The sequence below is a fragment of the Sphingobacterium sp. LRF_L2 genome (assembly GCF_965644235.1).
Taxonomy (GTDB): Bacteria; Bacteroidota; Bacteroidia; order Sphingobacteriales; family Sphingobacteriaceae; genus Sphingobacterium.
In genome coordinates this window covers 329,488-356,146 of record NZ_CBFFRI010000001.1, presented here as the reverse complement: position 1 = coordinate 356,146, position 26,659 = coordinate 329,488, and the positions used below count along the sequence as shown (strand labels likewise).

Genomic DNA, 26,659 nt, shown 5'->3' with positions numbered 1-26,659 from the left:
CATATGCCTCCCTTTTTACTGTATACTCAATTTTTTATTGCATTTGCATACCTTCCATTGAATTCTGGTTTTTATTCTTTTTGAACATGTTCATATCCATTTTGCCAAAGCGGTAAGAAAGATTTAATTTAACCAGCTGGGGATTCGATAACCTATAGTAAGATTGCGAGAATCCTTCTCCATATGATACTATCGTATTGCTTCTTGTTCGAAAGATATCGTTAACAGAGAGCGTAACGGATGCGGCTTCATTTTTCAGGAAACTTTTCTTTACTGCGAAATCTATACCATAGAAAGGTTTGATATAACCTTGAGAAGAGCTTTGTGCTTGAGACATCGGTGGGCCAAATTCTTGTTTTTGACTTACAGGTACATTGGTTTTTCCTTGATAATCAGCGGAAAGCTGTATATTCCAGTGTTTTTTCAAATTAAAGGTATTATTTAATTTACCAAATACGGTCCAAAGATCTCCTGAGGAAGTCTCCTCATCGATTTCTATCTCGGAATTGTATATATTCATATCTACCGTTAGATCCCACCATTTCTTTAATCCTTTTGTGTAGGTAAATTCAGCACCATAGTTTTTGCTCGAGCGTGCGTTGATATAGGTATTGATATAGTCTAACTTATCTGTGATAGGATTTAACTCCTGAGTTAAATAGCGAGTGATCAAGTTATCGGTATATTTATAATACACAGAAGCCAAAAAGGTTCCTCCATTATGTGTGTTGCTATAGCTCAACTCTCCTGAGGTGGTAAATTCCGGTACAAGATCTGCATTACCACGGGTAATATTTAAGCTATCTGTATAATCTATAAAAGGAATTATTTGGAAGAAATTTGGCCGATTTACGCGACGTGTCACGCTTACTTGCAACTGATCTTTCTCTGTAAGTTTTTTACTTAAAAAGACAGATGGGAACAAGCTTAATGGATAGCGGTTGCTAAATTTTTCGCCTGTATTTAACAACTCTCCGTTGTAAATAGAACGCTCACCACGAAGCCCCACTTTGTAAGAAAACCAATTTTTTATTTCTCCGTCGACAGATACATAAGCTGCGTAGACACTGTTTTTGCTATCATAATTCGATGATGCAGCAGCAACATCTTCGAAATCATCCTCACCGGCCGCTTTTATTTTATTTTGATTGATATTTTGTAAATTGTTAATTTGAGCTCGTAGGCCTGTTTCGAGTTTCATACCATTTTTAAAAGGTCTTACGTAGTCGATCTGAGCAGTAATAAATTGATTATCTCCAGAACCATCATTGATCTGTATCTGTGAGCTGCCGTTGCTTGGATAATTGGTCGTATACAGTCCATATGAGTTGTTCTTTCCACCGAAATAGTTGAAGTCAGCGGTCAATTCTTCACCATCTATTTTAAACTTTTGAACGAAAGCCGCTTGGATTCCTCTTGGTTTGAAACTACGTTCTGTTTCTGAAATCCGGTTGCTGATTGAGTTTATACCTTCTGAATTTGTGTTTATTTCGGTGATTTCGTTGGGTTTAAATCTTCCTCCAGCAATAATTCCTGCGATAGATAAACTTGTTCGTTCGGAGAAATCATAATCTACTCCAAGACGACCAAAAGTCATCATGCCTTTTGTTTTACTCTCAATATCTTGATTAACTAGAGAACTGATACCATTGATGTCGCTTGTACGTTCGCTATTTCCGTCAACGTTTGTCCGCATACGCATATTCATCCCTGTAAACGATACGTTCACTTTATTTTGACGTGCATTTAAGCTCGCCATTACATTCGACCCTCCAAAGCGGTCAACACCGGCATTGATCATGCCGTTATACCCGGTTTTCTTGTTTTTTTTCAGTACGATATTCAAGATACCAGCCATGCTACCCGACGCATCGTATTTAGCGGATGGGTTTGTAATGACCTCTACTTTTTCGATCACATCAGCGGGAATTTGATCCAATGAAAGTGTTGTAGGACGGCCATCAATAAAAACAGTAGGACTTGCATTCCGCAATTTTACGTTTCCATCGATATCCACCTGAATCGAAGGCACATTTCGTAGCACATCTATTGCTGTCCCGCCTGCCGATACAATGTTTTTTTCAACATTGAACACTTTTTTATCTATATCCATTTCCAATAAGGCTTTGCGTGCTGTCACTGTTACCTCGTCAATTTGCCTACTGTCAGTCTCCAAAGGTATCGAACCAATATTCTTGTCAAATGCCGCCATCAGCTTGGCTAATGTAGCCGGGTCGGGTTGTCCTCCTGATTTGTTAGAGGAATCCATTTTTGGTAGTTCATATACCACGGGAAGTTCCAACGGAGTATAGCCAATAGAGCTAATTTTAAGTTTTAATTGATCAAAAACAGGAATTTCACTGAAGTTAAATTTGCCATTTTCATCCGAACTTAAACTTTTTACCAATACATCCTTCTCCAGGCCTGTATTGTTGTCCTTTATTGTTTTAAGAAGGTTTATGGAAGCTTGTGACACGGGTTTTCCCCCTTCATCCACAAGTTGCCCCGAGAGCTTACCTGTGGGTGCTGAATTGGGACGATTGGTGACTTGCTGCCCAAAAATGGTTAAAGCAAAACAGGTCATAATAAGTAATGACATTAATCTCTTCATCTTTTCTCTTTTATATAAACTTGGCTTTTATTTACTAGGAACAAATGCCAATTAAGGAACAAAATTGAGAACTATTTAGGGGGATTACAAGAATCCGTATACAAAACGGGTTAATGTGTATACCAATCGATTTGCTGTTAAGACGTTTATTTTTTAATAGCGTTTGCCCAATCAAATGAAGTTATATTGTCGGCATATTTTTTACCGATGGGTAATTCTACATCGGGGAGTAGAAGTTTGGTTTGCGTAATCTTTTTGATACTGAGTTTATTTACAATAAAGGAGTTGTGAATTCTTATAAATTGTGAAGAAGGAAGCTTTGCTTCCATACCGCGCAGATTACTTCTGGTCAATAATGGATGAGCACGGTTTTTTAGATAGATTTTAACATAATCTTTTAGTCCCTCAATATAGTTGATTTCATTAAAAAAGATTTTAGTCTTTTGATACTCTACGTTAATCACAATAAACGTTTTATCCTGTTGCGGTATTTGGTTTTTGCGAAGTCTTATCAAATCTTCTACTTTTCGAAGCGAAAGCGTTAATCGCTCTTTTCCTATCGGTTTTAACAGGTAGTCTATGGCGTTTAGCTCGAAACCTTCTACAGCATACTGATGATAGGCTGTGGTGAAAATTACAAGCGGCGGATTTTCCAATTGTCTAATGAACTGCGTTCCGAGCATTTCAGGCATTTGAATATCTAAAAATAATACATCCACTTCGTTTTTTAGTAAATATTCGGCCGCATCTATTGGGCTATAGAACTTTGCCAGCACTTCGATATGACTAAAGCTGAGTAAATCATCTTCTAATAGATTTAGTGCAAATGGTTCGTCGTCAATAAGTATACATTTAATCTTCATCGATGGTTAATTGCAGTACTATTTCAAAATATTCTTCATCCCGATGTATGGACAAATGATGCTTGTTCGGGTAGAGCAGTTGTAGCCGGCGTTGGGCGTTCGTTAAGCCAATACCTTCGGTTTGCGGGTTTAAATTGTGTAACAAAATTTTATTACGAGAAACGAAAGTGATGCCATGAGGATCTTCATAGAAACTAAACTGTATATCGGGGGATGTTTTACTATCAACTCCATATTTAAATGCGTTTTCGACAAAATGTATGAAAAGTAAGGGATGGATGAGCCTGTTTTTTATATCGTCGGCAATTTGCAACGCTATAGTTCCTTTGACTGGAAGTCTAAGCGTTTGTAATGCTATAAAATTTTTCATGTGCTCAATCTCCTTTACAAATTCAACCTTCGGTCCATCGACTTCGTAGATAATATACCTTAATATCTCCGATAACTTTATGATGGAATGTTCCGAATCTGGCGACTGTTTTCGAATTAGCCAACGAATGTTATTCAATGTATTGAACAGAAAATGTGGACTGATCTGCAACTTCAGCATCGTAAGTTCTGCAGTAGTTTTTTCGAGTTTAATTTGCTTGTTGAGTTCTTTTTGTCTTGCCTGTTCTTCGTATAGAAATACCATAGAGGCAATAATTATACATAGGGCGTAAACAATTGTAGGGCCAACAAATAGACGGATGAACGACATTGTTTCTTTCGAAGACGAGGTAACTGTAGCAGGATTGAAACGTATGGTCAAAAAATTAAGAACGATATAGAAAGTAAGACCGAGTAAAAGAAAAAGAAAAATTTTCTTTCTGGTAAAAAAATATTTGGGCGCAATATAATATATATGAAAATAGAAACTACTGGCCAGAAAAATGATATTGATGAAATGAGCCTTCGCAAAATAGGGATCAAAATCAGCTATTTTGTTGGGCTCATAAAGATAGGTGATAAAAGGGAGCAGCAATAGTATGAGCCACGTGATAATATGCAAATAGAATTGCCTAAATATTCTGCCTATCATCATATGTATTTCGTTCGAGCTTTCAACTTTATGCGGGTCTTTTCAAACTTACATAAATTCACTTTTATATGCAACGTCATCGTGTAGGGGCGAAATGAGTGAAATGATTAATCTTCACTTTTCTATCTGTTTGCAAAAAATAGAAAGGTGAACATGCTCTTGTAGATAAAATCATCGAATAAGGATGTTTAAGTGGGCTAATTCTGCTGTAGATATTTTTTGAAAAAAAATATCTATAAAAATAGTAGACTTTATTTTTTTGTTTTCTATATTTGTGAAGTCAAACGAACAACAAAAATAAAATCAACCTGGAGATTCCCCTCAGACTGTTTAAATTACTGAAGGCTCCTTATATTAATTTACTAGAATAAGTCACACGTTTTGTTATGGATTATCTGTACAACAATCAAACCCCTACAACGAAAAAAAATGTTGCTCTGTTACCAGAAATGCTCGGTGAGCGAATGTGTAGCTAGGCTAAACTAAACTAAATCGAATCATTTAAGAAACGTCTGTTTCTATTTTCTTTAAAGCGAGTAATCAATTGGCGTTGGCACTTGCAATTATTAACTATTAAATAAGATACTCATGACTATAAAAAGAGTATTGAGATACTCATTGGCAATTATTTTGTCAAATTGGTTATTCCTGCCATTATTTTCTCAGAAATCAAAACCATTAATTAATGCGACTTTAACGGGTGTGGTCGTAGATTCCATTACTAACCAAACGATTGAAGGAGTCACGATACAATTGGAAGGTGTAACGCACAGCGTTAAGACAGATGATGCTGGACGTTTTCAATTTGTAACGGGACAGAAGTTGCCATTTACATTAAATGTTTCTTTTTTAGGCTATAAGCCTAAGCGTATCATAGCAAGCAACCCTGAAATCAAAATCTTATTACAACCATCAGCAGAAAATCTTGATGAGGTGGTTGTCGTTGGCTATGGCACGCAGAAGAGAAGGGATATTATTGGATCCATTTCAAAAATAGATGCTGCGGAAGTAAATAAAATTCCCGTAGCAAGCTTCGATGCGCAACTGCAGGGGAAAATACCGGGTGTGCAGGTAACCACGAACTCGGGAGTGCCTGGAGAAAGTATTTTCTTGCGTGTGCGGGGAACGACTTCTATAAATTCGAGCAGTGATCCATTATATATCGTTGACGGTGTTTTCCTGAATAATACTTCGTTGCAAACTATAGGTTTAGGGGGAAGGACGACATCCCCTCTAACAGATATTAATCCATCTGATATTGAATCTATTGAGGTCTTGAAAGACGCTGCAGCAACGGCTATATACGGTTCAAGGGGGGCGAATGGCGTAATTATAGTAACGACAAAAAAGGGGAGTTATGGAAGTCGGACGAAGATTGATCTCAATATACAAAGTGGTTGGGCTCAGGCCAATAAATCCCTTTTACCAGAACTAGCTACTGGACCTGAAACAGCCACTTTGGCCAACGAATGGTGGATCAATTCGGGGAACGACAATAGTGCGTTAAATCAGACTTACGAAAACAGACCCTACAGGCCTGTATCGGAAGGTGGAAAGGGGAACCCTGAAGATCAAGAAACATACGATAGATTGGGCTTCTTGCTTAGGCACGGTAGGCTACAAGATTATAGTGTAGGGATACAAGGAGGCAGTGAGAAATCTAGATTCTACGTAGGCGCAGGTTACACAGGGCAAGAAGCGTTTATCAAAGTGATTGATTTTTCGAGGGCGAATGTTAAATTTAATTTCGATCAACAGCTGACTAAACGTATAAAGATCGGTTTGACCAACAATTTTTCCAGAACCTATCGAAATCAAGCAAGAACCGGTGATGGTCCTCAGGTAAGTTTGTTTAATTCGGCTATTGCAACAGCTACCAATGTGCCCATTTTTACAGATGATGGCGCACTCAACGGGACAGATAACACCTATACCTTAGTCGATAATTACGACGTTAATACCGTAAGTCTTCGCTATGTAGGAAGTGTGTTTGCTGAATTGGAAATAGCAAAAGGTTTGAAATTTAGGTCAAGCTTCAGTACAGATTACAATTTATATGATGAGTCCCAATATTGGAATAGTAAAACGAGTATTGGTATTGCGAACGACAATCAGGCAACCTCTGGGATCACAAGAAACAGCACGTGGATCAATGAACAAACGTTGTCCTATCAAAAAGGATTTGGAGAACATCAATTCAATGCGCTGATCGGTAATACGCTACAAAGCAATGTTTTTGATTACTCCTATTTAGAAGGGAATGGATTTGCAAATGATAGTTATAAACTGATTTCTTCAGCTGCTACAATCAAAGGTTCCGAAAGTTGGAGTAAGTATACAATTTCGTCGTTCTTCGGACGAGCTGGGTATAACTATGCAGATAGGTATTTTGCAGAGGCTACCTTACGTGCAGATGGATCGTCTAAATTTGGCGCCAATAACAGATGGGGATATTTTCCTGCATTTTCGCTTGGATGGCGAATTAGTAAGGAAAGTTTCTTAACGAATATCTCTTGGCTAAATGACCTGAAAATTCGAGCATCTTATGGTCTTACAGGAAATCAGGCTGGCATCAGCAATTTTGCAGCGAGAGGCCTATGGTCTGGTGGAGACAGCTATGCAGATTCTTTCGGAGCTTCGCTACCAGGTGTTGGTCCATACCAATTGGGAAATGACAATTTACGTTGGGAAAAGACGGCGCAAACTGACTTAGGTCTAGATGTTTCATTGTTTAATGAACGCCTGTCATTAACTTTCGATGTCTACAATAAATATACTTCCGATCTCCTTTTAGAACAACCGATAGCTGCAGCTTCAGGATTCTCGAATTACTGGGCCAACATTGGTGAGATTAGTAATAAGGGTTATGAGCTTTCCATAAACTCTATCAACATAAAGAAGGAGAATTTTTCTTGGAGCACAGGTTTTAATATATCAGGAAATAAAAATAAAATCGAGAAACTCCCTACACAGATCACGCAATATACGCGGGATTGGGTGATTCTCAAGGAGGGTTATTCACTCAATTCCTTTTGGCTTTATGAACAGCTCTATGTCGATCCTGCTACAGGAAATGCAGTATTCGACGGGCAGCTTGAGGATGGTTCACTTCCGACCTCCGCAAGAAAGGTGTTCCGAAATGCCTATCCAAAATTCTATGGCGGTATCAGTAATACATTCACCTACAAACAATTTGATTTAGGTGTGGATTTTGGATTTCAATATGGGAATTATTCACTAAACCTCTACCGTTATTTCCGTGAACGGAATCCAAGTAGCGGGGGTGTTTTTAAAAATGTACTGAATCGATGGCAAAAAGAAGGTGATGTTACAGATGTTCCCCGCTTGACTTCCGTAGGTTTAAACTACACTATTGATGCAAATAGTAGATACCTGGAAGATGCTTCGTTCCTTAAATTAAGGCAATTATCTTTTGGGTACAAACTTCCAAAGCCATTGCTTCAAAAAGTGGGGGTATCGAATGCAAGAATCTACTTTCTAGGCTCAAATTTATTCTTATGGTCTAAATACACGGGGGATCCAGAATCGAATGTAACAAGCAATGCAAATGCACAAGGGATAGGTTCATTTGGAACGCCTCCTCAACCTAAAACATTTCAATTTGGAGTTCAGGTGACGTTATAGATTTTACCGAGGATCATGATTTTTTCAAACCAAGTGTAAAGACTCATTTTCTTGCCTTATTCTGGGAATCATCATGTTGATATCTATATGAATGCATTGAAAACAGAGATAAATGAATAAATAATTAAAAAGATGAAAAAAAAGAACATAATATATTTAGCCGTATATTTTTTAACTTTTGCCTTTACAGGTTGCACATCATTTTTAGATGTAGAGCCACAGGACTCCGTATCGGATCAGGTTACTATTGTCGATGAAACATCGGCAGAGACGGCTGTACGTGGAATTTATAGCGCTTTGAGGTCCGATGACTATTACGGTTATAGTTTCCAATTATTGGGCTTTTTTTCTGCCGATAATATCGTTTATCGAGGCAGTCAAACTGTTCACCAAACCTTAACTAGCCATACTGTTAAATCGGATTTGGCTGTTTTGGCAACGGCATGGAATCAGATCTATAATACGATTAACCGAGCCAATCATGTGATAGAGAAAGTTCCTCAATTGTCGCTCACGGCTACTTTTACGGAAACATCCAGAAATCAATTGACAGGGGAAGCTTATTTTGTTCGTGCATTAGCTTACTTCGATCTTGCTAGAACATGGGGAGGCGTGCAGTTAGTACTTGCTCCAACTTCTTCTGCCAGTTCTTTACCTCAAGTGAAGAGAAGTACCGTTGAAGAAACATATGCACAAGTTTTACAAGATCTTCTTAAAGCAGAGGAATTGTTGCCAGAAACCACCAATCGTATCCGAGCTACAAAAAAGACAGCTTGGGCGTTACTGGCTCGGTATTATCTCTATCAAAAAGATTGGGATAATGCGATCAAATATGCATCCTACCTGATAGAAGATGTGTCTAATTACGCGTTGGTTTCTCCTTACAAGTCTTTCTATGCAAATAATACATCGAATACAAAAGAGTCAGTATTTGAGTTATATTATGATGTTAATAATACCAACAGTCAAGCGGGACAGTGGCTTGCCAGTGCCAATGGTGGAACCGCATGGATCCGTCCTTCTACTGATATCTTTACCTTGCTTACTAATACAGCTGTTGGAGGTGACCGATCGGCATTGGTTTATCAAACATCTACAGCAACCGAGCCTACCGTATTAATTGGCAACCTTTATTACAGAACGGATCGGACAGACCCGGCCTTTTTGATAAGAACGGCGGAATTATATTTGATACGTGCCGAAGCCTTAGCAGAACGAAATGCTACAGGTGACCTTGCCGCGTCTTTAGTAGACTTGAATTCGATAAGGACGAGAGCGAATGTTGCAGTAATAACTGCATCTCTTTCGCAGGAAGAGTTAATAACGGCAATAGAGTTGGAAAATAGAGTGGAATTCGCTTTGGAGAACCATCGTTGGTATGATTTGATCAGAACAGGGCGTGCACAGGAGGTGTTGAATATTTCTACTGCTAATAGACTGGTTCTTCCTATTCCTTATTCGCAAATCGCTATTGACGCCAATCTCGAGCAAAATCCTGGCTTAGATTAGCACTATCTTTTGATTTTATCTTCTTTAAAAATATTGTTATGACAGTGCGTACCCTAACTAAATTTTCCGGAAGGAGAAGTGATTTTCTTCTTCACTTTGGCCTACTGTTTTTTCTGGTGTTATTTATTCCGTATGATCTGCATTTATTTCAATCATTAGCCAACGGTGATTTTTTCTCTTTTGAGAATTGGTTTCAATTGGCAACCTACAGAACCTCTTTTGTTTCGGAAAGTCTATATGCCGGAACAGATATTCGGGGATATTACAATTGGGGCGTAGCGTTTACTTTTGCATTGATTGTAACCCCTTTCATAAATAGATTGCTGGCAAAAAGATCAAACACTAATTCGGAGACACTCTATTATTGGCTTCGTGTTTTATTACGCTATAGGCTAGCTTTGGCTATCGTCTTTCTTGGTATCGTTAAGATTTTGCCGATACAGATTCCGGAACCAACTTTAAGTGAGCTTCATACTGAATACGGTGATTTTATCTTATGGAAACTTTATTATCTGACAAATGGGATTGCTACTGCAGGATATCTGCCCGTCGTTGGAGCTCTTGAAATTTTGGGCGGTTTATTTCTTTTGAACAGACGCACAGCTGTTATTGGATCGGGACTTTTGTTGGCGGTTCTGTTGAATGTCGTCATAGTCAATTATGTTTATGAATTAGGCGAACAAGTTTATAGCTCGTTTCTGTTTCTTTTGGCCTTGGTGATTTTTCTGTACGATTTTCCTCGCTTTTACAGTTTGTTGGTCTTAAAACAACGTACTGTTTATCCTGACGGCTATCGTCCGACATATAGTTTTCTTGTTGCACGATGGCGACCATTTTTGCAGGCTTTCTTTCTGCTTTTAATAGCGATTTTCAGTGTGCAGGCTTATACTTATTGGAAGCAGACGAATTATCCTTTTCCAGAAGAAAAAGGAATTCCTGGAATAGCAGGTGTTTACGATGTGAAAGATTTTGTGTGGAAAGGGGACACAATAGCATATGGTTTTGATGATCCTGTTCGATGGAAAGACGTTGTGTTTGAAGAATGGAATACCTTGAGTGTGAGAGATAATTCGCCGGTCAAAGTAGATAGTTTAAAGCCTAGGATAGCCTTTAGTAAAAATAGAAATTACGAATCAGCAGGAAATGCTGGACGCCATTTCTATCGGTATACATACAAGAAAGATAAAGGCAAGGACAATACTTTATTGAAGGTAACAGGAAAAACCGATTCTACAGCTTTTTTTCAGTTTTCTTACAAGAAGCTTGGTGTTGACACGATATTATTAAGCGGTATAAATAACGCAGGGGATTCGCTAAATGTTAGGTTGGAAAGAATTCAAAAGAAATATCTCTTGAAAGAAGGTCGCAGAAATCCAATACAGATTTATTAAATGAATAACGATATAGATATGGGAACTATACAAAATATTAATTCACTGACGGACAAAAAGGATGTTGTGATATGGGAATATGGAGAGAAAGTAGGATTTAGATTTGCTTTTGTTTTTTTTCTTTTACTGATTATTCCATTGGACGGAAGTTGGTATGGAAAGTTGTTCGCGCCAGATTCTCTTTACGATTTTCTAGCAACAATTGCCGGAGGTTCGAGAGAGGGATGGATCGATATTGATTCAGAAAGTGGTCGATGGGGATTTGCGTCCTATGCCTCTTGGTGGTTGACGGCACTTATAGCAGCTTTGGTGACTGCGATATGGACTATCCTCGCGAGGAATAGTAGGTATACGAATTATAAAGTTCTATACTATTGGTTGCGGGTTGTTGTACGTTATAGAATCGCGCTTGGTTTGATTGCTTTCGGCTTTATTAAGTTTTTTCCGATGCAGATGCCATTTCCCTCGTTAGCAAACTTAAATACAGATTTTGGAGAATATGCACCTTTCAAGTTGTATTGGCAAATTGTGGGCGTATCATACCGCTACGAGATATTTTTAGGCTTTTTAGAAATTGCTGCGGGAACTTTGTTGTTTTTTAGGCCAACCATTGCAATTGGCGCAATTATTAATGCTGGTGTTCTTTTTAATATTGGGCATGCAAATATCGCTTATGATGGCGGAGTCCATGTCTATAGTTCCTATTTCGTTTTACTGTCTTTGTTCCTCTTGATTCAATATATTCCTGATATATGGAAATTATTTATCAAAGGAGAAGTTGTCAATCCAGATTATTATGTGCCAAAATTTACTCAAAAATGGGCTCAGTTTTCTTATATAGGTGTGAAATCGCTGCTTATCTTTTTGTTCGTCTTCGTTTATGGATATTATAGATATGATCGATTTTATAATGAAGGTAGATTAAAAGAACCCGTGAATCCAGGGCTTGCAAAGGCAGCTGGACATTACAATGTAACCCGTTTTGTTCTTAACGGCGATACATTAGCCTATTCCCCAAAAGATTCTGTACGTTGGCATGAGGCTTTTTTTGAGCGCTATTCAACGTTTGTATATAAGGTGAATAAACCAAACGATATTAACTTAGGAAATGGAACTCCGGCCTTGAATGATGTATTGAAAACCTATGAATTTACCGGACGAGCAGGAGGGAAAAGTTATCTTTATTATGAAATAGATTCCTCGGCGAATTCATTATATCTGCTAGACAAAAACCAAAAGTTTTCTAAAGACCTTCGCACACTCCTCGATAAAAAGTTAGATGTGGGATTAAAAGCGCTATATGGAAAAGCTACTGGAGATAGTTTACATATTCTGAAGTGGCGTTATGAAAGACCCAATCCAAATGTTATTCGCTTGAGTGGAGTGGATATAAACAGTGATACGTTAGATGTTACGCTAGAAAAAATTGATGAAACTTATTTGACGGGTAAAGAGTGGTATATGAAAAATACGCTATTTACGTATTAAGTGGATTTGGGTATTAAAGACATATAATTTACATATGAAATGTCCATGATTGCAAACCGAACGAAGTGAGCTCTCCAAAGGAAATCTGGACATTCCATATGACCATTAAAAAACAAACCGAGTGAAACGAGCTCATTTATTCCAATAAAATCTAACACTTATAAATAATTATTTACATATGAAATGTCCATGATTGCAAAATACAAACACGAATGAAAATAATCTGGACATTCCATATGACCTTTAAAAAACAAATTATTTACATATGAAAAGAAGAATATTTATATATAATTCGATGGTGGCATTCGCCGTAGCAGCGGGGGGACAAAGTTTTTCCTGTTCGCGTGTAAATCGAAGAAAAGAAACAGGATATGAGATTAAACAATTTGAAGATAAAGGTCTGTCTCAGTTTTCCTATGCGATTTTGGCCGATCGAAAGGTTGTTCTAATTGATCCAGCACGAGATCCTCAGCCCTATTATGCATACGCTAAGAGCCACGATGCTGAAATCATAGCTGTGATAGAGACGCATCCCCATGCAGACTTTGTAAGTTCTCATGCGCAGATTCACGAAGAGAGGCAGGTTCCTATTTATAATAGTAAGCTTGCGAATGCCGTGTATCCCCATGAAAAATTTGATGAAGGGGATAGTTTAAAACTCACCGATAATCTTATTCTCCACGCTCTGAATACCCCTGGACATTCACCAGATAGTATATCCATACTTTTAAAAGTTGAAGATAGGGAAGTGGCGTTATTCTCTGGTGATGCACTCTTGGTCGGAGGAGTGGGACGACCAGATTTAAGAGCATATTCTGGTGAAGCGGCGACAGAACGCAAGAAGTTGGCTCAACAGCTTTATCACACTGTTCACGAGAAGTATGCGAAATTAGGAGATGACGTTGTCGTCTATCCGGCACATGGCGCAGGATCCCTTTGTGGTAATGCATTAAAGGGGGCTACGCAAAGCACGATAGGAGAAGAGAAAATTCACAATTTTGCCTTTGAGAATCGTTCAGAACAAGAGTTTGTTAAACTCTTGTTAAACGATCAACCTTACATACCGAAGTACTTTCCTTTCGATGTCGAACTGAATAAGCAGGGCGCTATTGGTTTGCAGGTTGCAATACAAGCTATTCCTCGGCTAGATCCCATCGCATTAGCTGAAGCGCAGGATCTAATTATAGATACGCGTTCTTCAGATCTATTTAGCAAATCTCACGCGGCAGGAGCAATCAATATTCCAGATCGATTGAAATCGGAAACATGGTTAGGTACAGTAGTGGATCCAACGTCAAAATTTTATCTAGTGGTTGACTCCGAATCTGATATCGAGCCTCAACTCGAAAAGGTAGCTAAAATAGGGTACGAACAACTTATCAAAGGTGTGGTCACTTTTGGAAATTATCAAGCAAAGTCTTTTACAGCTTTTAATAAAAATAATTTCGATTCGGAGAGAAGCAAATATTTGGTTCTTGATGTTCGAACAGAAAAAGAGGCGAAGGAGTCTCCTGTATTCGCTAATACACTCAATATACCGTTGGCAGAACTTGATGAGCAGCTTAAAAAGATTCCGTTGGATAGACCTCTTGCTGTGCATTGTGCATCAGGTTACCGATCGGCGATTGCAGTAAGTATTATCAAAAGACAATATCCAGAAGCTACAGTCTATGATGTGGGAGAGCTTGTGAAGACATATGGAGAGAACAAGGAGAGATAGGAGGAAAATAAATAAGATTCAAAAAAAAGCTTTTTCGCGATCGATAAAGCGCAAAAAAACTATATATGAAATGTCCATTATTGCAAACCGAATGTAATGAGCTCATTTATTCCAATGAAATCTAACACTCATAAATAACTATTTACATATGAAATGTCCATGCTTGCAAAGCACAAATACGAATGAAAATAATTTGGACATTCCATATGACCTTTAAAAAACAAATTACTTACATATGAAACTAATTTTTGGAATCGTAACCATTTTTACACTACTTGTGGGGTGTGAGAATAGTGCAGCAAAAAAGAATGCTGTGCGAAATTCTGATGTTGTAGTAAAGAAAGAAGAATCCACTCGATTTAAAGAAGAATTAGAGCGGCTGAATGATAGCAGCAAAGTACATGTTTCTATTCCTGATGATGCACGTATTGTTTACACGAATGAAGATAGTGTATTGGCTTTAGAAAATGGTATAGTGTTATTTGGTTGGCCAAAATGCCCTTGGTTTAGAAATGCAATAGGGCCACTTTTGGAATTCGCAAAGGAAGAACACGCTACGATTTACTATCTTAATATTCATGACATACGTGATAAAAAAGAATTGGAGAACGGTCAAGTTATCACAACGGAAGCCGGCAGTAAGGGGTATCAGGCTATTCTCCGTAAATTTCATGATATTTTAAATCCATATGCTGTTTTAGGAGTGGATTCTATAAAGAGGATATCATCTCCCACTGTGCTTTATGTTGAAAATGGGAAAGCTGTTTATAAGGTTGTTTCGACTGTTGTGTCGCAAACAGATGCAGCGCAGAAGCTGGATTCGACACAACGTGAAGAATTGAAGCAACGCTATAGAAAGTATTTTACACAGGAGTTTGAAGCGACATCCATTTAGATGGTTCCTGTACAGGTAAGTAATATATAACGGTAAAATAACATAAAAATGATGACAAAAAATCTTATAAAAATTGGATTTCTAGCTGCAGTAACGACGGTTCTGATTGCTGCATGTGATTCAACGAAAACGAACAAAAAGAATGCTGATAAAGAATTGTCAGATACAACAATAACGGATGAAAAAGGAAAAGGAGAAGATACACCGAACACAGGATGTGATTAGTGTGCTGCTGATGCTAAGTTATTCGTGTATATTCGTGAAAAGAAAGGGCTTTTATGCGTAAATATGATGCAATTATAGTAGGTTCGGGACCTAATGGCTTAGCGGCTGCGATCACATTACAGCAGCGAGGCCTATCTACACTACTTCTTGAGGGGGCAGATACGATAGGTGGTGGGTTACGAACCAAAGAATTAACGTTGCCAGGATTTAGACATGACGTTTGTTCTGCAATTCATCCTATGGCGATGGCTTCTCCATTTTTCCGTACATTACCGTTAGAAGCGCATGGTCTACAATTTGTTCAAGCTCGTTATGCAGCAGCGCATCCGCTGGAGAATGGAGCTACGGCATTTTTATACCGCGATCTTGCTGAAACTGTCAAAGGATTAGGCGTGGATGGCAAACTTTATTCTTCCTTAGTTAAAAAGGTAATTGACAATTGGGATGATCTCGCATTAGCGATCATGGGGCCTCTCCGTTTTCCCAAAAAACCATTACAGTTGGCTTCTTTTGGACTCGATGCTTTACAACCTGCGAGTTGGATTGCAAGTCGGTTTTCAACAGAACAAGCGAAAGCGCTTTGGTCAGGAATGGCTGCTCACGGTATTCAACCTTTAGACAATTGGACGACATCAGCCATAGCTATTGTACTATCTGCGATAGGAAATCGTTATGGATGGCCTATTCCCATAGGAGGTTCTCAATCAATTGCCGATGCCTTGGCATCTTATTACTTGTCTATTGGAGGAGAAATACAAACAAATTTCTGGTTGGAAGATGTTGCCGATTTACCGGCTCACAGTATACGGATCTTGGATCTTACACCAAAACAGCTTTTACAAATCAAAGGTTTGAATTTTACGGAAAGCTATAAAAAACAGTTAAAACGCTATAAGCAGGGAATGGGGGTGTTCAAGATTGATTGGGCCTTATCAGAGAAGACGCCTTTCAAGGATATCAGGTGTCAGGAGGCAGCTACCGTACACTTGGGGAATACCTATGCAGAAATAGCAAAAAATGAAAAGGATAGTCATCTTGGAAAAAAAGTAACTAAACCTTTTGTCCTGTTTACACAGCAGAGCATATTCGATTCTACGAGGGCGCCCGAAGGCAAGCATACGGGGTGGGCATACTGTCACGTTCCCAATGGATCTGGAGAAGATTATACAGAAGATATAGAAAATCAGGTAGAACGTTTTGCTCCTGGTTTTAAAGATACAATTTTGTCTCGTCATACTTTCAGCCCGATACAGTTGGAAGCATACAATCCCAATTATGTGGGCGGGGACATCAATGGAGGAGTAATGGATATTTTTCAGCTCTATACCCGACCTACGCTATCTTTAACACCTTATCGCACTTCTTTAGCGAATACCTATATATGCTCCTCCGCCACCCCACCAGGAGGAGGGGTACATGGTATGTCAGGATTTCACGCGGCGAAAATAGCGCTAAAAGATCATTTTGATATGGACGTATTATTGGAAAATATATAAATAGGCCATTTCGAACTCGTAAAGTCGATAACACAAAAATGTGATTTTTCGTGTTCAAATTTGTAATGTATGGATTAATGTTTTATGCCGTTTGCTATTGATGTTCTTCAAGAAAAAATGTATTCCACAGGTACAGTAGAAAAAAAAACAGATGTTGGGTATTCAAAGGCTGTTCAGGAAGTAGATAAGCTTCAATCTGTTGCTGTAATTGGTGCCGCTTAGTCTATATTATTTTACTTTCCGTAATTTCGTACACTTGGTAATTGCGATGGTATGTTGTTGGCCGTTGGAGTTATTTTTTCTGAAACGATCTTAATCCCCTATGGAAAATTTGAAACGATTTGAACGGCTTTTATTGGAACTTACCGGAGAGCGCATTTCTGATGTGGAAGAGGATCCTACCTGCATAGTGTATGCTGGAGGGAGTTTTAAAATTAATGCTGTAAAGTTAATATGTAGGACTGCGAAAGTTACCCCAAAGAAGGTAGGTAAATTTGTGACTTTATGGAAACGGTCCAAAAATGGGGAAACCGAACCCTATCATGGGGAAGATCCCTATGATTTTTATCTTGTATTTGCAGAAGAAGGAGAACACCAAGGTTTCTTTGTATTTCCTCGTCATGTTTTAGCGCGTGAATCTATCTTAACAAGTGCGAAAGGTGAAGGTAAGCGCGGTTTTCGCGTTTATACGAGCTGGGATAATGTAAACAATAAACAGGCAAAACAAACAAAATGTTGGCAATCATTTTACTTTATTGATCTATCAACGCTAATGGATGAAAATAAGGCTAAATATCAAGCTATTATTTCGTGTAAAAATTGCTGATACATATCGAAATTTCGAAACGGCTAAAATTTAAGCAATGAAAGCTAAAATTCAACTAGGAGATGGCTGCTGAGGTTAATACTTTTGTGTAACGGGTGTGAGGAAAAGAGTTCGACGTGGGGGAAATTGATTAAGAATACTTACAACATTTATATAGTGCAGGGACAGCACCGATAGTCCAAAATTTTCGTCAGCGGTATCTAGATTTTACCTGATTTTTGTTCCTTCGCTAGATCCGTGAAAAATGTTTAGTTAGTTAGTCTGAAGACTGCATTGCCCAATGCAGTCTTTTTTGATTGTTGCCCATAATGATTTTATAGATTGTTTATCTGTTGTTTTTCTTGTTTTTCTGTTATTTTTTTATGTTATTTTTTGAATGCATACTCTATTGTTGTTTTTTGTTTTGTCTAATTCGATTTTTGTGATAAAATAAAGCAATTCCTTTTTTTTAAAGAGGATTTTTTTGGTTTTATAAATACAAAGAATAAAATGTTTGCACATATCGAAACATATCCAGGAGATCCGATCCTTTCATTAATGGAAGCCTATATTAATGACAAACGGGTGTCAAAAGTCAATTTGAGTATAGGGTTGTATTATGACGAAAATGGAAACGTACCCTTATTAGAGAGCATAAAAAATGCTAAAAGTAATTTGTATGGCAGGGAGCAAAGTCCGTTGTTGTATCTGCCTATGCAGGGACATCAGGAATATTGTGACAATGTACAGAAATTGCTATTTGGTAAAGATTCAACGCTTATCAGGGAGAAGCAGGTTGCCAGTATTCAGACGTTGGGAGGCTCCGGAGCATTAAAAGTCGGGGCTGATTTTTTGAAAAAATGGTTCCCTACAAGTACGGTTTGGGTTAGTGATCCCACCTGGGAGAATCATATCGCCATATTTGAAGGTGCAGGGCTAGCCGTTCGTAAGTATCCATATTTTGATCCCTCTACAAATCAAGTGAATTTTGAAGGGATGGTTCAGTTTCTAAGTCAGTTACCTTCCAACAGTGTAGTTCTCTTACATCCATGTTGCCATAATCCAACTGGAGCAGACCTCAGCCCAAAACAATGGGATATCATTATCCCAATCATAGCCGAAAGAGGTTTGATTCCGTTTGTTGATATGGCTTATTTTGGATTAGGGAAGGATTTGCAAGACGATTTATATGCTATACATGCAATGGTTGATCGTGGAATCAATTTCTTACTCAGTACTTCATTTTCGAAAATTTTTTCGTTATACGGCGAACGGGTCGGCGCATTATCCGTTGTTTGTCATGCCGAAGAAGAGGCGGCCCGTGTCTTGGGGCAATTAAAGGCAATGGTGCGAAGAAACTATTCAAGTCCGCCCTCATATGGAGCCAAGTTAGTAAACGAAGTTCTTGGAGATGCAAATTTACGGGGCTTATGGCTGGAAGAAGTAGATCAAATGCGTATACGTATGCGTACCATGCGACACAAATTGTTTGACATTTTATGTCTGGAGGGGGCTGATCCTTCAAGATACCGTTTTTTGATTGATCAGCAAGGTATGTTTAGTTTCACTGGCTTTACAGCTATGCAGGTTCAACAATTGCGGGAAAATTACGGTGTGTATATGGTTGGGAGTGGACGGATGTGTATCGCAGGTCTTAATAGTAATAATTTGGAAAGGGTCGCCCGGGCGATGCTTGCCGTAGAGCAGGTTGCCGATATACAAATTGTTTAAATAGAAGTTACAATGTTGCCTTTTGCTGGGTAGAATTACGGGAAGAATGGCAGAATAATTAAAGTTTGTAACTTTGTCTTCAATTGATACAAAGAAACGATTTCTGTAAACTACTATATAATTGAAAGCGAAACTACATAGCGTTAATAAGATAATCAGGGGACTGCTTGCAGAATACGGTGCCGAATCATTTCGTACGACGATAAGTGCGATGCTACCGGCCGTTTGTATAGCCCTCATTTGGGGGCTTGACCTCACTATCCCATTTGTTATTGGCGCTTTGAATGCTTCGATGACTGATTTTCCCGGTTCTAGGAAAGAGAAACTGCGCGCAGCTTTATGGGGCGTTGTCTGTGCAGTTTCGGTCAGTTTGATTGTAGGTTATAGTCTGCCTTACAATTGGCTGTTGATTCTATTGATAGGGGTATTGGGAGGGTTTTTTACGTTATTTTCCGCATTAGGGCCTCGGTTGGGAATGATCGGTGTCACCTCGCTTTTTCTCATCGCTTTTGTTATGGGGCTAAAGCCCTCGAATATTCTGGAATTTTCTTTTGGAGTTGGGGTTGGAACCGCTTGGTTTTATCTTGTCAATCTTGTACATGCTGCGTTTGATCCTTTATGGGAGCTAAGACGGGCGATTTCAAATGCTTATAGAACTACTGCAAATCTTTTGCGTTTGAAGGCCTTATGTTACGATGCCCAACAGCCGTTAGATATGCTTTATCATCAAGTTGCTGCAATGAGCATAAAGTTAGCTGATCAACAGGAAACCGTAAGGCATTTGCTGTTGCGCGGACGGAATTATATCAAGGGAAAAGACGAGAAAGAATACACCCTATGGTTAAGAGCCTATGTTCTCATTGATCTTTACGGAATGACGACTGCAATAGATCATGATTATGAACTTATTCGTCATAAACTAGAACCATCAGGAGCACTAGCGGTAGTAAAAAAATTGGTGCTATTTATCGCTGATGGAACCGATCTGGCCTCAAGAAATCGAAATAGACAAAGTAGAGAACTTCTTGACGTACAAAATCAGATCGAAGACTGCTTGGAAACGTTAAAAAATATACAGGAGAAATATCCTATTGAAGTAGGGGAGATTATTCAGGGAGCAATTGCTAATGCGAGAAATTTTTTAAGCTCAATCACACAACTTCATGATAAAAAGGGAGATAATCTCATGGAGGATTTTTACGCACGTAGCTTTGATTTTAGTAATTTGTTACCGCCACTTTCTTTGGGGCTTAGGGATATGTTTGCCCATATCCGGAGTTATTCTCCATTATTTTTGTTTTCGTTGCGCATGTTGGTTCTCTTTTTATTGGGAGGATTGCTGGGAGAGCTCTTGTCAGATATGAAGTATACCTATTGGATACTTATTACGATTATTGTAGTTGCTAGACCTAGTTATCTTCTGACGCAGAGGCGGAATAAAGAGCGTTTGTTGGGGACGATGGGCGGAGTATGTATTGGACTGTCGATCATTTTTATCTTTAGCAACACCTATTTATTGTTGACTACAATTGGATTTTTGCTTTTCTGTTTTCTGCTCTTCAATAAGCGCTATTACATGATCAGTGTTTTTTTTATAACGGCGATGGTGATTATAGCACTTCATCTGCATAACGACAACTGGTCAGACGTTTTTAGAAATCGTCTTATTTTCACATTCTTAGGGTGTGCGCTAGCCTATTTGGGTTGGTTTTTAGTACCTGTGCGACACAATAAAAATCTCCAATCTCTACTATCCAATGCTTGGCAAGAAAACAATCTTTACTATAAGGCTATTTGCAGCTATATTTTAAAAGGAGAGAAAGGAGAACGTTATGAAATCCGATTAGCTAGAAAAAGGGCATTTTTGTCGCTAACCAAATTGTCAGATGCTGTTTTGCAGTCCCAAAAAGAACCGGGAGAAATTGCTTCGTCTACTGTCGATATACAGCTTGTACATATCGATATGTATCGTCTTCATGCTATGATATCTAGTCTTTGGCTTCAGTATAATCAAGAGAATTTAACAGGGCAATATGCTGGAACTTTAGAAAATTCAAAAACAAAACGTATCGTGGAACTTTTTGCACAGTTAGAGCGCGATTAATTTACAGGCTCCTTTGCACGTCATCTATTTTGATAATGGTTTTACAGCCACTAGGACGCAGCAGGTTGCTGACTTACTTTGTAATGTATATATTTAGCCAAATATTCATGCCATATTAAACCCATTCTCTGTACGTATGTCCACGAGTTTTTTAGAAATTGTGTTAAAGAACCCCTACAAAATGAAGAAAATTATCGGATTGATTTTGTTTTGCATCTCATTTACCTATGGAAAAGCTGCAGAAAAATTCTGTTTGATCAATCCCAAAAAAGAGGTCTCCATTTCCTATGTAGGAAAGGAAGTCGTTGTTCAAACTGCATTATCGATGCTTCTTGATGATGGAAAAAGTGTTTCAGAAAAAGGGTTTAAAATTTCGTCCTCAATAGAGAAAGAAGGGATTGTTGTTGGGATAGTAGGTGAAAATCCTGCATTTGATCAATTACTTTCTAAATATAATATTGACTTTTCTAGAGTTCAAGGCCGCTGGGAAACATTTCAATTGCAGGTTGTGCAAGATGAAGGAACAAGTTTTCTTATGGTTATTGGTAGCGATGCACGAGGCGCTGCTTATGGTGTATTGGAACTTTCCCGTTTAATTGGCGTATCACCTTGGATTTGGTGGGGGGATGTTGTACCAACAAAAAAACAAAAGTTGGCCTTGCCATCAAACTATAGCGATATTCAGAGTCCTTCTGTGCAATATAGGGGCATCTTTCTGAACGATGAGGATTGGGGATTGATGCCTTGGAGTAGCCTGACATATGAACCTTCTGATCGTAAGGGGCAAATAGGTCCAAAAACGTATTCCCGTATTTTCGAACTTTTGCTTAGGTTGCGTGCAAACACCCTGTGGCCAGCAATGCATGAAGTGTCTATACCGTTTTATTTTACCCCTGGTAATCAGGAGGCCGCTGCGAAATATGGTATTCTATTGGGGACATCACATTGTGAGCCACTGATGCGAAATAGTGCAAGAGAATGGGATGTTGTAGGAAAAGGAGCGTATAATTACGTGACCAATAAGTCAGAACTGCTTCGTTATTGGTCGGAGCGCCTGTCGCAGTTGAAAGGAGGAGAAAATATCTTTACGATCGGTCTAAGAGGGAAGCATGATGGTATGATGCAGGGAGTAAAGACCCTTAAAGAACATAAGGATGTACTTGCGCAAGTGATACCTGATCAACGGGAATTGTTAAAGAAGTATATTGATACAGATCCGACCACCGTGCCTCAGGTCTTTATTCCCTATAAGGAGGTGCTTGATGTCTATAATGACGGCCTTGAGGTCCCAGAGGACGTAACTTTGGTTTGGTGTGATGATAACTATGGTTATTTGAAGCATTTTCCCACGGATGAGGAACGTAGACGCACTGGTGGGAATGGCGTATATTATCATGTGTCCTATTGGGGACGTCCGCACGATTACTTATGGCTATCTACCATTAATCCAGCTTTACTACATCAGCAAATGTCCCTAGCTTATGATAAGGGAGTACGGAAGTTGTGGATATTAAATGTTGGTGATATTAAGCCAGCGGAATATCAAACTGAGCTCTTTTTAGATATGGCTTGGAATATTGATAAGGTTAATGACATGGGATTAGAAAAACATTTGTCAACATGGTTGGGGGATAAATTTGGTTCTACTTTTGCTCAGGATCTGACAGATATCCAATGGGAATATTACCGTTTAGCCTATATACGTAAGCCTGAGCATATGGGAAATACACGTGTAGAGGAGCAAGATCCTTCTTATAAGTTAGTAAAAGATTTAGCGTGGAGCACTTCAGAAATTAATCAACGTATAAAAGACTATAGTGCTATTTCCGATGAAGTCGAACGTACAGCATCTAAGATTCCAAAAACGTTACAATCTGCCTTTTTTCAATTGGTGAAGTACCCTGTTCAGGCTTCTGCACAGATGAATAACAAAGTTTTGTATGCGCAACTTGCTCGACATCAGAAGGCTAGTTGGGATGATAGTCATCGGGCATTCGATAGTATAGTTTCGTTGACGAAACGCTATAATGAATTGGAAAATGGTAAATGGAACCGCATCATGGACTATAAACCTCGCAACTTAGCTGTTTTTGGACGGATGGTAGAGGAGAAGAACGTGAACGAGTTAATCGCTGATATACCTCTGCAATACGTATTCAAGGGTTCCGATTTTCAGATGGTAAAGGGGGATGTCAAACTAATAAAAGGCCTAGGTTATCAAGGGAAAGCTCTAGCGATAAAATCGGGTAAACAAATTGGAGTAAAGTTTTCACATACATCAAAAGACTCCGTCGAAATTGATATACGTTTGCTTCCAAATCATGCTGTAGACGGGAAAAAGTTAAGAGTTTCGGTGTCGTTGGATGGACAATCTCCTGTGGAAGTTTCGTATAAGACTGAAGGGCGGAGCGAGGAATGGAAACAAAATGTGTTACGAAATCAGGCCATACGTCGTTTTAAATTGCCAATTAAGGAGCAAAGAAAACATGAGCTTAAATTAACTGCTTTGGATGAAGGTGTCATTTTGGATCAAGTGCTTATTTACTAATTCTAGCACCTAGTTCATTGCATATTTCTGACGATTATGTAGTTTCTTTACTCCATTGCCTATCCAATGAAAATATTGGTTATAGCGCAATTCTCATTACGAGGATGTATATTTATCTTTAGGAACTAAAAATAGTTACGAAAAATGAAAGAGGAAATACAACTATATCGTGATGTAAGAAAAAGTAAAAATCTGTTTTTGAAGACGACTGGCATTTGTGTCGTTCTTGCTGCCACTCTTATTTACGGCTTGGGTGTATTTGATCATGTTTTGAAAGTGAAACTAGTTGTCGGATCGGCATTGATTTTAGCCATAATGTTGTTTCTGTTGATTAATGCTCTTCTAAAACTAAGAGACAAGTCTCCGTTGATTCGAATTAATTCTAACTATATTGTGGGGAATACAACGTTACTATCAAAAGCGTTTGGCGAAATCGAATGGAGCGATGTCGAAGACATCCATCTTGAAAAAGTTGCGGGGGATACCTTGGTTGTTTTTTACAGTTAAAGACGGTAGCAAATATGACGGAAGACTTTCTGCTTATTTTCGGAAAATGTCCTATGATCATGTGAATAAACGTTATCGAATCATGTATACAGTTTCAGAAATACAAGGTGATGCACAACAACTTTTTGAACTTGTTACGGAGTATTGGGAGGCCAATAAGAAGTTAACAATGAACTAAGTTGAATTATTTCCATTTCCATTCGTTATCCATAACGTAGTTGATCTTGAGATGATTTGCAAGTTTTTTTAGGTTGATTGCCAGCATATCTATTTCTTCTATTTTGTTTTTTGGTAAAATATAGGACATTCCTCCATTAATTTTGATGAATATAGAGGATGATATTTCTATTATAGCTTCAATTTCTGAGGTAGAAATTTTACTTTCACTGGAATCATCTCTAGCAGAGATAGATTCATCACTTATACTTAAAAAGGCTACTTTATTAAATCTATCGCTAAAATTTTCTTTAATGACACTTTTAAAATGTTTTACATAGCGACGTCGTTCCAAGGAAGGGTAAAAGAAGTACCATAAAACCCCAACTAAAAAAAAGAAAAATGCCAAAAATATACTTCCATAGATCAATGAACAGATACCCATAAATAGATATATTATTGGTACTAGTATTTTACTTCTTAACCTTTTCTTCCTGACACGTGCAGACTGTGAGGTAATATAGAGTTGATAAATTAAAAAGTCGTTTTCATCTATGGTAACGGATATGGTCATATTTTCTTGGTCTTGAAATCCGAAGACCAAAATACTATAAATTGTTGAGATTTTTAAGGTGTAATTCTTATACTAAAGGGCTAGAATACCTTTCGATAATCTAGCCCTTTTTGATTTTAGTTCATTGCTTTTGTTTTATGCAAAAGTAAAGGGGAAATCTTTGACTTTAGCTTCTTGTCTTTGATGCTGTATTGCAAGTATCTTAGTTGAATGAACATGGCTATGTCTTTTTTCCAATTGTAAATCGGAAGGTTGAACATTAGCGCTGGAATCTGTTAAATAAGCAAAAGCCGCTGAGTCTAGCCTGTTCGCTGTCGCACTGGAATCTGTTAAATAAGCAAAAGCCGCTGAGTCTAGCCTATTCGCTGTCGCACTGGAATCCGTAGTGTAAGCAAAAGCCGCTGAGCCTAGCCTATTCGCTGTCGCGCTATAATCCGTATTATAAGCGAAAGTCGCTGAGTCTAACATGTTCGCTCTAGCACTGGAATCTGCTGTATAAGCGAAAGCGGCTGAATCTAACATGTTTACTGTAGCACTGGAATCTGCTGTATAAGCGAAAGTCGCTGAGTCTAGCGTGTTCGCTCTAGCACTGGAATCTGCTGTATAAGCGAAAGCGGCTGAGTCTAACATGTTTACTGTCGCACTGGAATCTGCTGTATAAGCGAAAGCCGCTGAGTCTAGTCTGTTAGCTATCGCACTGGAATCCGTAGCATAAGCAAAAGCTGCTGAGTCTAGCCTATTCGCTGTCGCGCTAGAATCCGTATTATAAGCGAAAGCCGCTGAGTCTAACATGTTCGCTCTAGCACTGGAATCCGTATTATAAGCAAAAGCTGCTGAGTCTAGTCTGTTAGCTATAGCACTGGAATCCGTAGCATAAGCGAAAGCTGCTGAGTCTAACATGTTTACTGTCGCACTGGAATCTGTTTTATAAGCGAAAGCGGCTGAGTCTAAAATGTTTACTCTAGCGCTGGAATCTGCTGTATAAGCAAAAGCTGCTGAGTCTAGCATGTTCATTCTAACACTGGAATCTTTTAGTGATGCGACAGTAGTTGAGTCTTTCATATTACTGATCTGACTAGAATCCTGTGGTAAGATAAAGGCTGCAGAATCTGCTGTTCTGGCGATTGAACTCGAATCCTGTCCGAGTGAAAAAGTAGTAGTGTCTTGTTTGTTAGAGTTTCCTGCATTGACGATTAAACCTGCACCTAAAGATAAAAGAAGATTGAAAACGATTAATTTTTTCATGACATTCTATTTTTGATAAAACAATTAACTATTAACATTTACTTAAGTCTAATATAGAGGATATAGTTTTTCTTTTGTAACAAATTTGTTGTTAAAATTTGTTAAAAGAAATTAAAAGTGCGTTT

General features: G+C 38.4%; 20 protein-coding genes. 15 read left to right on the top strand and 5 right to left on the bottom strand.

Annotated features, from left to right (window positions below; translation table 11 throughout):
- Positions 1-34: 34 nt before the first annotated feature.
- From ACSZOX_RS01480 to ACSZOX_RS01470, 3 genes are all read right to left on the bottom strand, one after another.
- On the bottom strand, positions 35-2,611 hold the full coding sequence (locus tag ACSZOX_RS01480) for a TonB-dependent receptor domain-containing protein (RefSeq protein ID WP_437917968.1): 2,577 nt from the start codon (positions 2,609-2,611) through the stop codon (positions 35-37).
- Positions 2,612-2,757: 146 nt separating this feature from the next.
- Positions 2,758-3,474 carry a LytR/AlgR family response regulator transcription factor gene (locus ACSZOX_RS01475; protein ID WP_437917967.1) on the bottom strand — a complete coding sequence of 239 codons (717 nt, stop codon included), beginning with the start codon at positions 3,472-3,474 and terminating at the stop codon, positions 2,758-2,760.
- On the bottom strand, positions 3,464-4,498 hold the full coding sequence (locus ACSZOX_RS01470) for a sensor histidine kinase (protein ID WP_437917966.1): 1,035 nt from the start codon (positions 4,496-4,498) through the stop codon (positions 3,464-3,466). The genes ACSZOX_RS01475 and ACSZOX_RS01470 overlap by 11 nt, the downstream gene beginning before the upstream one ends.
- 585 nt (positions 4,499-5,083) lie before the next feature.
- On the opposite strand from ACSZOX_RS01470, the gene ACSZOX_RS01465 reads away from it, so the two are divergent.
- The 15 genes from ACSZOX_RS01465 (at position 5,084) to ACSZOX_RS01395 (ending at position 24,737) form a co-directional block, all read left to right on the top strand.
- A complete protein-coding gene (locus tag ACSZOX_RS01465; protein WP_437917965.1) occupies positions 5,084-8,140 on the top strand; it encodes a SusC/RagA family TonB-linked outer membrane protein in 3,057 nt (1,018 codons plus the stop codon).
- Between the two features lie 132 nt (positions 8,141-8,272).
- Entirely contained in the window at positions 8,273-9,649 is a 1,377-nt protein-coding gene (locus tag ACSZOX_RS01460; RefSeq protein WP_437917964.1) for a RagB/SusD family nutrient uptake outer membrane protein, read from the top strand.
- A 38-nt stretch (positions 9,650-9,687) separates the two neighbouring features.
- Positions 9,688-11,040, top strand: a complete 1,353-nt coding sequence (locus ACSZOX_RS01455) for a beta-carotene 15,15'-monooxygenase (RefSeq protein WP_437917963.1) — start codon at positions 9,688-9,690, stop codon at positions 11,038-11,040.
- Positions 11,041-12,528: a hypothetical protein gene (locus ACSZOX_RS01450; protein ID WP_437917962.1), complete on the top strand. Its 1,488-nt coding sequence runs from the start codon at positions 11,041-11,043 to the stop codon at positions 12,526-12,528.
- Positions 12,529-12,793: 265 nt separating this feature from the next.
- Positions 12,794-14,248, top strand: a complete 1,455-nt coding sequence (locus ACSZOX_RS01445) for an MBL fold metallo-hydrolase (RefSeq protein WP_437917961.1) — start codon at positions 12,794-12,796, stop codon at positions 14,246-14,248.
- Between the two features lie 235 nt (positions 14,249-14,483).
- Entirely contained in the window at positions 14,484-15,143 is a 660-nt protein-coding gene (locus ACSZOX_RS01440; RefSeq protein ID WP_437917960.1) for a hypothetical protein, read from the top strand.
- A gap of 48 nt (positions 15,144-15,191) precedes the next feature.
- Complete coding sequence (locus ACSZOX_RS01435; RefSeq protein ID WP_437917959.1) at positions 15,192-15,368, top strand: hypothetical protein; 177 nt, start codon at positions 15,192-15,194, stop codon at positions 15,366-15,368.
- Positions 15,369-15,421: 53 nt separating this feature from the next.
- The gene (locus ACSZOX_RS01430; protein WP_437917958.1) at positions 15,422-16,864 is read left to right on the top strand and encodes a phytoene desaturase family protein; all 1,443 of its coding nucleotides are present in this window, start codon (positions 15,422-15,424) and stop codon (positions 16,862-16,864) included.
- 84 nt (positions 16,865-16,948) lie between these two features.
- Positions 16,949-17,086, top strand: coding sequence for a hypothetical protein (locus ACSZOX_RS01425; protein ID WP_437917957.1), 138 nt, complete (start codon positions 16,949-16,951; stop codon positions 17,084-17,086).
- Between the two features lie 100 nt (positions 17,087-17,186).
- Positions 17,187-17,690, top strand: a complete 504-nt coding sequence (locus tag ACSZOX_RS01420) for a MepB family protein (RefSeq protein ID WP_437917956.1) — start codon at positions 17,187-17,189, stop codon at positions 17,688-17,690.
- Between the two features lie 489 nt (positions 17,691-18,179).
- Positions 18,180-19,400 (top strand): aromatic amino acid transaminase, encoded by a 1,221-nt coding sequence (locus ACSZOX_RS01415; RefSeq protein WP_437917955.1) that lies wholly within the window; start codon positions 18,180-18,182, stop codon positions 19,398-19,400.
- Positions 19,401-19,521: 121 nt separating this feature from the next.
- Positions 19,522-21,504 (top strand): FUSC family membrane protein, encoded by a 1,983-nt coding sequence (locus ACSZOX_RS01410; RefSeq protein ID WP_437917954.1) that lies wholly within the window; start codon positions 19,522-19,524, stop codon positions 21,502-21,504.
- A 181-nt stretch (positions 21,505-21,685) separates the two neighbouring features.
- Positions 21,686-24,052, top strand: a complete 2,367-nt coding sequence (locus ACSZOX_RS01405) for a glycosyl hydrolase 115 family protein (protein ID WP_437917953.1) — start codon at positions 21,686-21,688, stop codon at positions 24,050-24,052.
- A 144-nt stretch (positions 24,053-24,196) separates the two neighbouring features.
- Entirely contained in the window at positions 24,197-24,559 is a 363-nt protein-coding gene (locus tag ACSZOX_RS01400) for an STM3941 family protein (protein WP_437917952.1), read from the top strand.
- Entirely contained in the window at positions 24,498-24,737 is a 240-nt protein-coding gene (locus tag ACSZOX_RS01395) for a hypothetical protein (protein WP_437918294.1), read from the top strand. The genes ACSZOX_RS01400 and ACSZOX_RS01395 overlap by 62 nt, the downstream gene beginning before the upstream one ends.
- 6 nt (positions 24,738-24,743) lie before the next feature.
- Here the strand turns inward: ACSZOX_RS01395 and ACSZOX_RS01390 are convergent, their stop codons facing one another.
- On the bottom strand, positions 24,744-25,289 hold the full coding sequence (locus tag ACSZOX_RS01390; protein ID WP_437917951.1) for a YcxB family protein: 546 nt from the start codon (positions 25,287-25,289) through the stop codon (positions 24,744-24,746).
- Between the two features lie 135 nt (positions 25,290-25,424).
- The gene (locus ACSZOX_RS01385; RefSeq protein ID WP_437917950.1) at positions 25,425-26,534 is read right to left on the bottom strand and encodes a hypothetical protein; all 1,110 of its coding nucleotides are present in this window, start codon (positions 26,532-26,534) and stop codon (positions 25,425-25,427) included.
- Positions 26,535-26,659: the final 125 nt, after the last annotated feature.

What these genes read in the sequence shown, in the direction of transcription:
- ACSZOX_RS01480 (WP_437917968.1), bottom strand. Translation starts at nt 2,611, where the DNA reads ATGAAGAGATTAATGTCATTACTTATTATGACCTGTTTTGCTTTAACC.
- ACSZOX_RS01475 (WP_437917967.1), bottom strand. Translation starts at nt 3,474, where the DNA reads ATGAAGATTAAATGTATACTTATTGACGACGAACCATTTGCACTAAAT.
- ACSZOX_RS01470 (WP_437917966.1), bottom strand. Translation starts at nt 4,498, where the DNA reads ATGATGATAGGCAGAATATTTAGGCAATTCTATTTGCATATTATCACG.
- ACSZOX_RS01465 (WP_437917965.1), top strand. Translation starts at nt 5,084, where the DNA reads ATGACTATAAAAAGAGTATTGAGATACTCATTGGCAATTATTTTGTCA.
- ACSZOX_RS01460 (WP_437917964.1), top strand. Translation starts at nt 8,273, where the DNA reads ATGAAAAAAAAGAACATAATATATTTAGCCGTATATTTTTTAACTTTT.
- ACSZOX_RS01455 (WP_437917963.1), top strand. Translation starts at nt 9,688, where the DNA reads ATGACAGTGCGTACCCTAACTAAATTTTCCGGAAGGAGAAGTGATTTT.
- ACSZOX_RS01450 (WP_437917962.1), top strand. Translation starts at nt 11,041, where the DNA reads ATGAATAACGATATAGATATGGGAACTATACAAAATATTAATTCACTG.
- ACSZOX_RS01445 (WP_437917961.1), top strand. Translation starts at nt 12,794, where the DNA reads ATGAAAAGAAGAATATTTATATATAATTCGATGGTGGCATTCGCCGTA.
- ACSZOX_RS01440 (WP_437917960.1), top strand. Translation starts at nt 14,484, where the DNA reads ATGAAACTAATTTTTGGAATCGTAACCATTTTTACACTACTTGTGGGG.
- ACSZOX_RS01435 (WP_437917959.1), top strand. Translation starts at nt 15,192, where the DNA reads ATGATGACAAAAAATCTTATAAAAATTGGATTTCTAGCTGCAGTAACG.
- ACSZOX_RS01430 (WP_437917958.1), top strand. Translation starts at nt 15,422, where the DNA reads ATGCGTAAATATGATGCAATTATAGTAGGTTCGGGACCTAATGGCTTA.
- ACSZOX_RS01425 (WP_437917957.1), top strand. Translation starts at nt 16,949, where the DNA reads ATGCCGTTTGCTATTGATGTTCTTCAAGAAAAAATGTATTCCACAGGT.
- ACSZOX_RS01420 (WP_437917956.1), top strand. Translation starts at nt 17,187, where the DNA reads ATGGAAAATTTGAAACGATTTGAACGGCTTTTATTGGAACTTACCGGA.
- ACSZOX_RS01415 (WP_437917955.1), top strand. Translation starts at nt 18,180, where the DNA reads ATGTTTGCACATATCGAAACATATCCAGGAGATCCGATCCTTTCATTA.
- ACSZOX_RS01405 (WP_437917953.1), top strand. Translation starts at nt 21,686, where the DNA reads ATGAAGAAAATTATCGGATTGATTTTGTTTTGCATCTCATTTACCTAT.
- ACSZOX_RS01400 (WP_437917952.1), top strand. Translation starts at nt 24,197, where the DNA reads ATGAAAGAGGAAATACAACTATATCGTGATGTAAGAAAAAGTAAAAAT.
- ACSZOX_RS01395 (WP_437918294.1), top strand. Translation starts at nt 24,498, where the DNA reads ATGTCGAAGACATCCATCTTGAAAAAGTTGCGGGGGATACCTTGGTTG.
- ACSZOX_RS01390 (WP_437917951.1), bottom strand. Translation starts at nt 25,289, where the DNA reads ATGACCATATCCGTTACCATAGATGAAAACGACTTTTTAATTTATCAA.
- ACSZOX_RS01385 (WP_437917950.1), bottom strand. Translation starts at nt 26,534, where the DNA reads ATGAAAAAATTAATCGTTTTCAATCTTCTTTTATCTTTAGGTGCAGGT.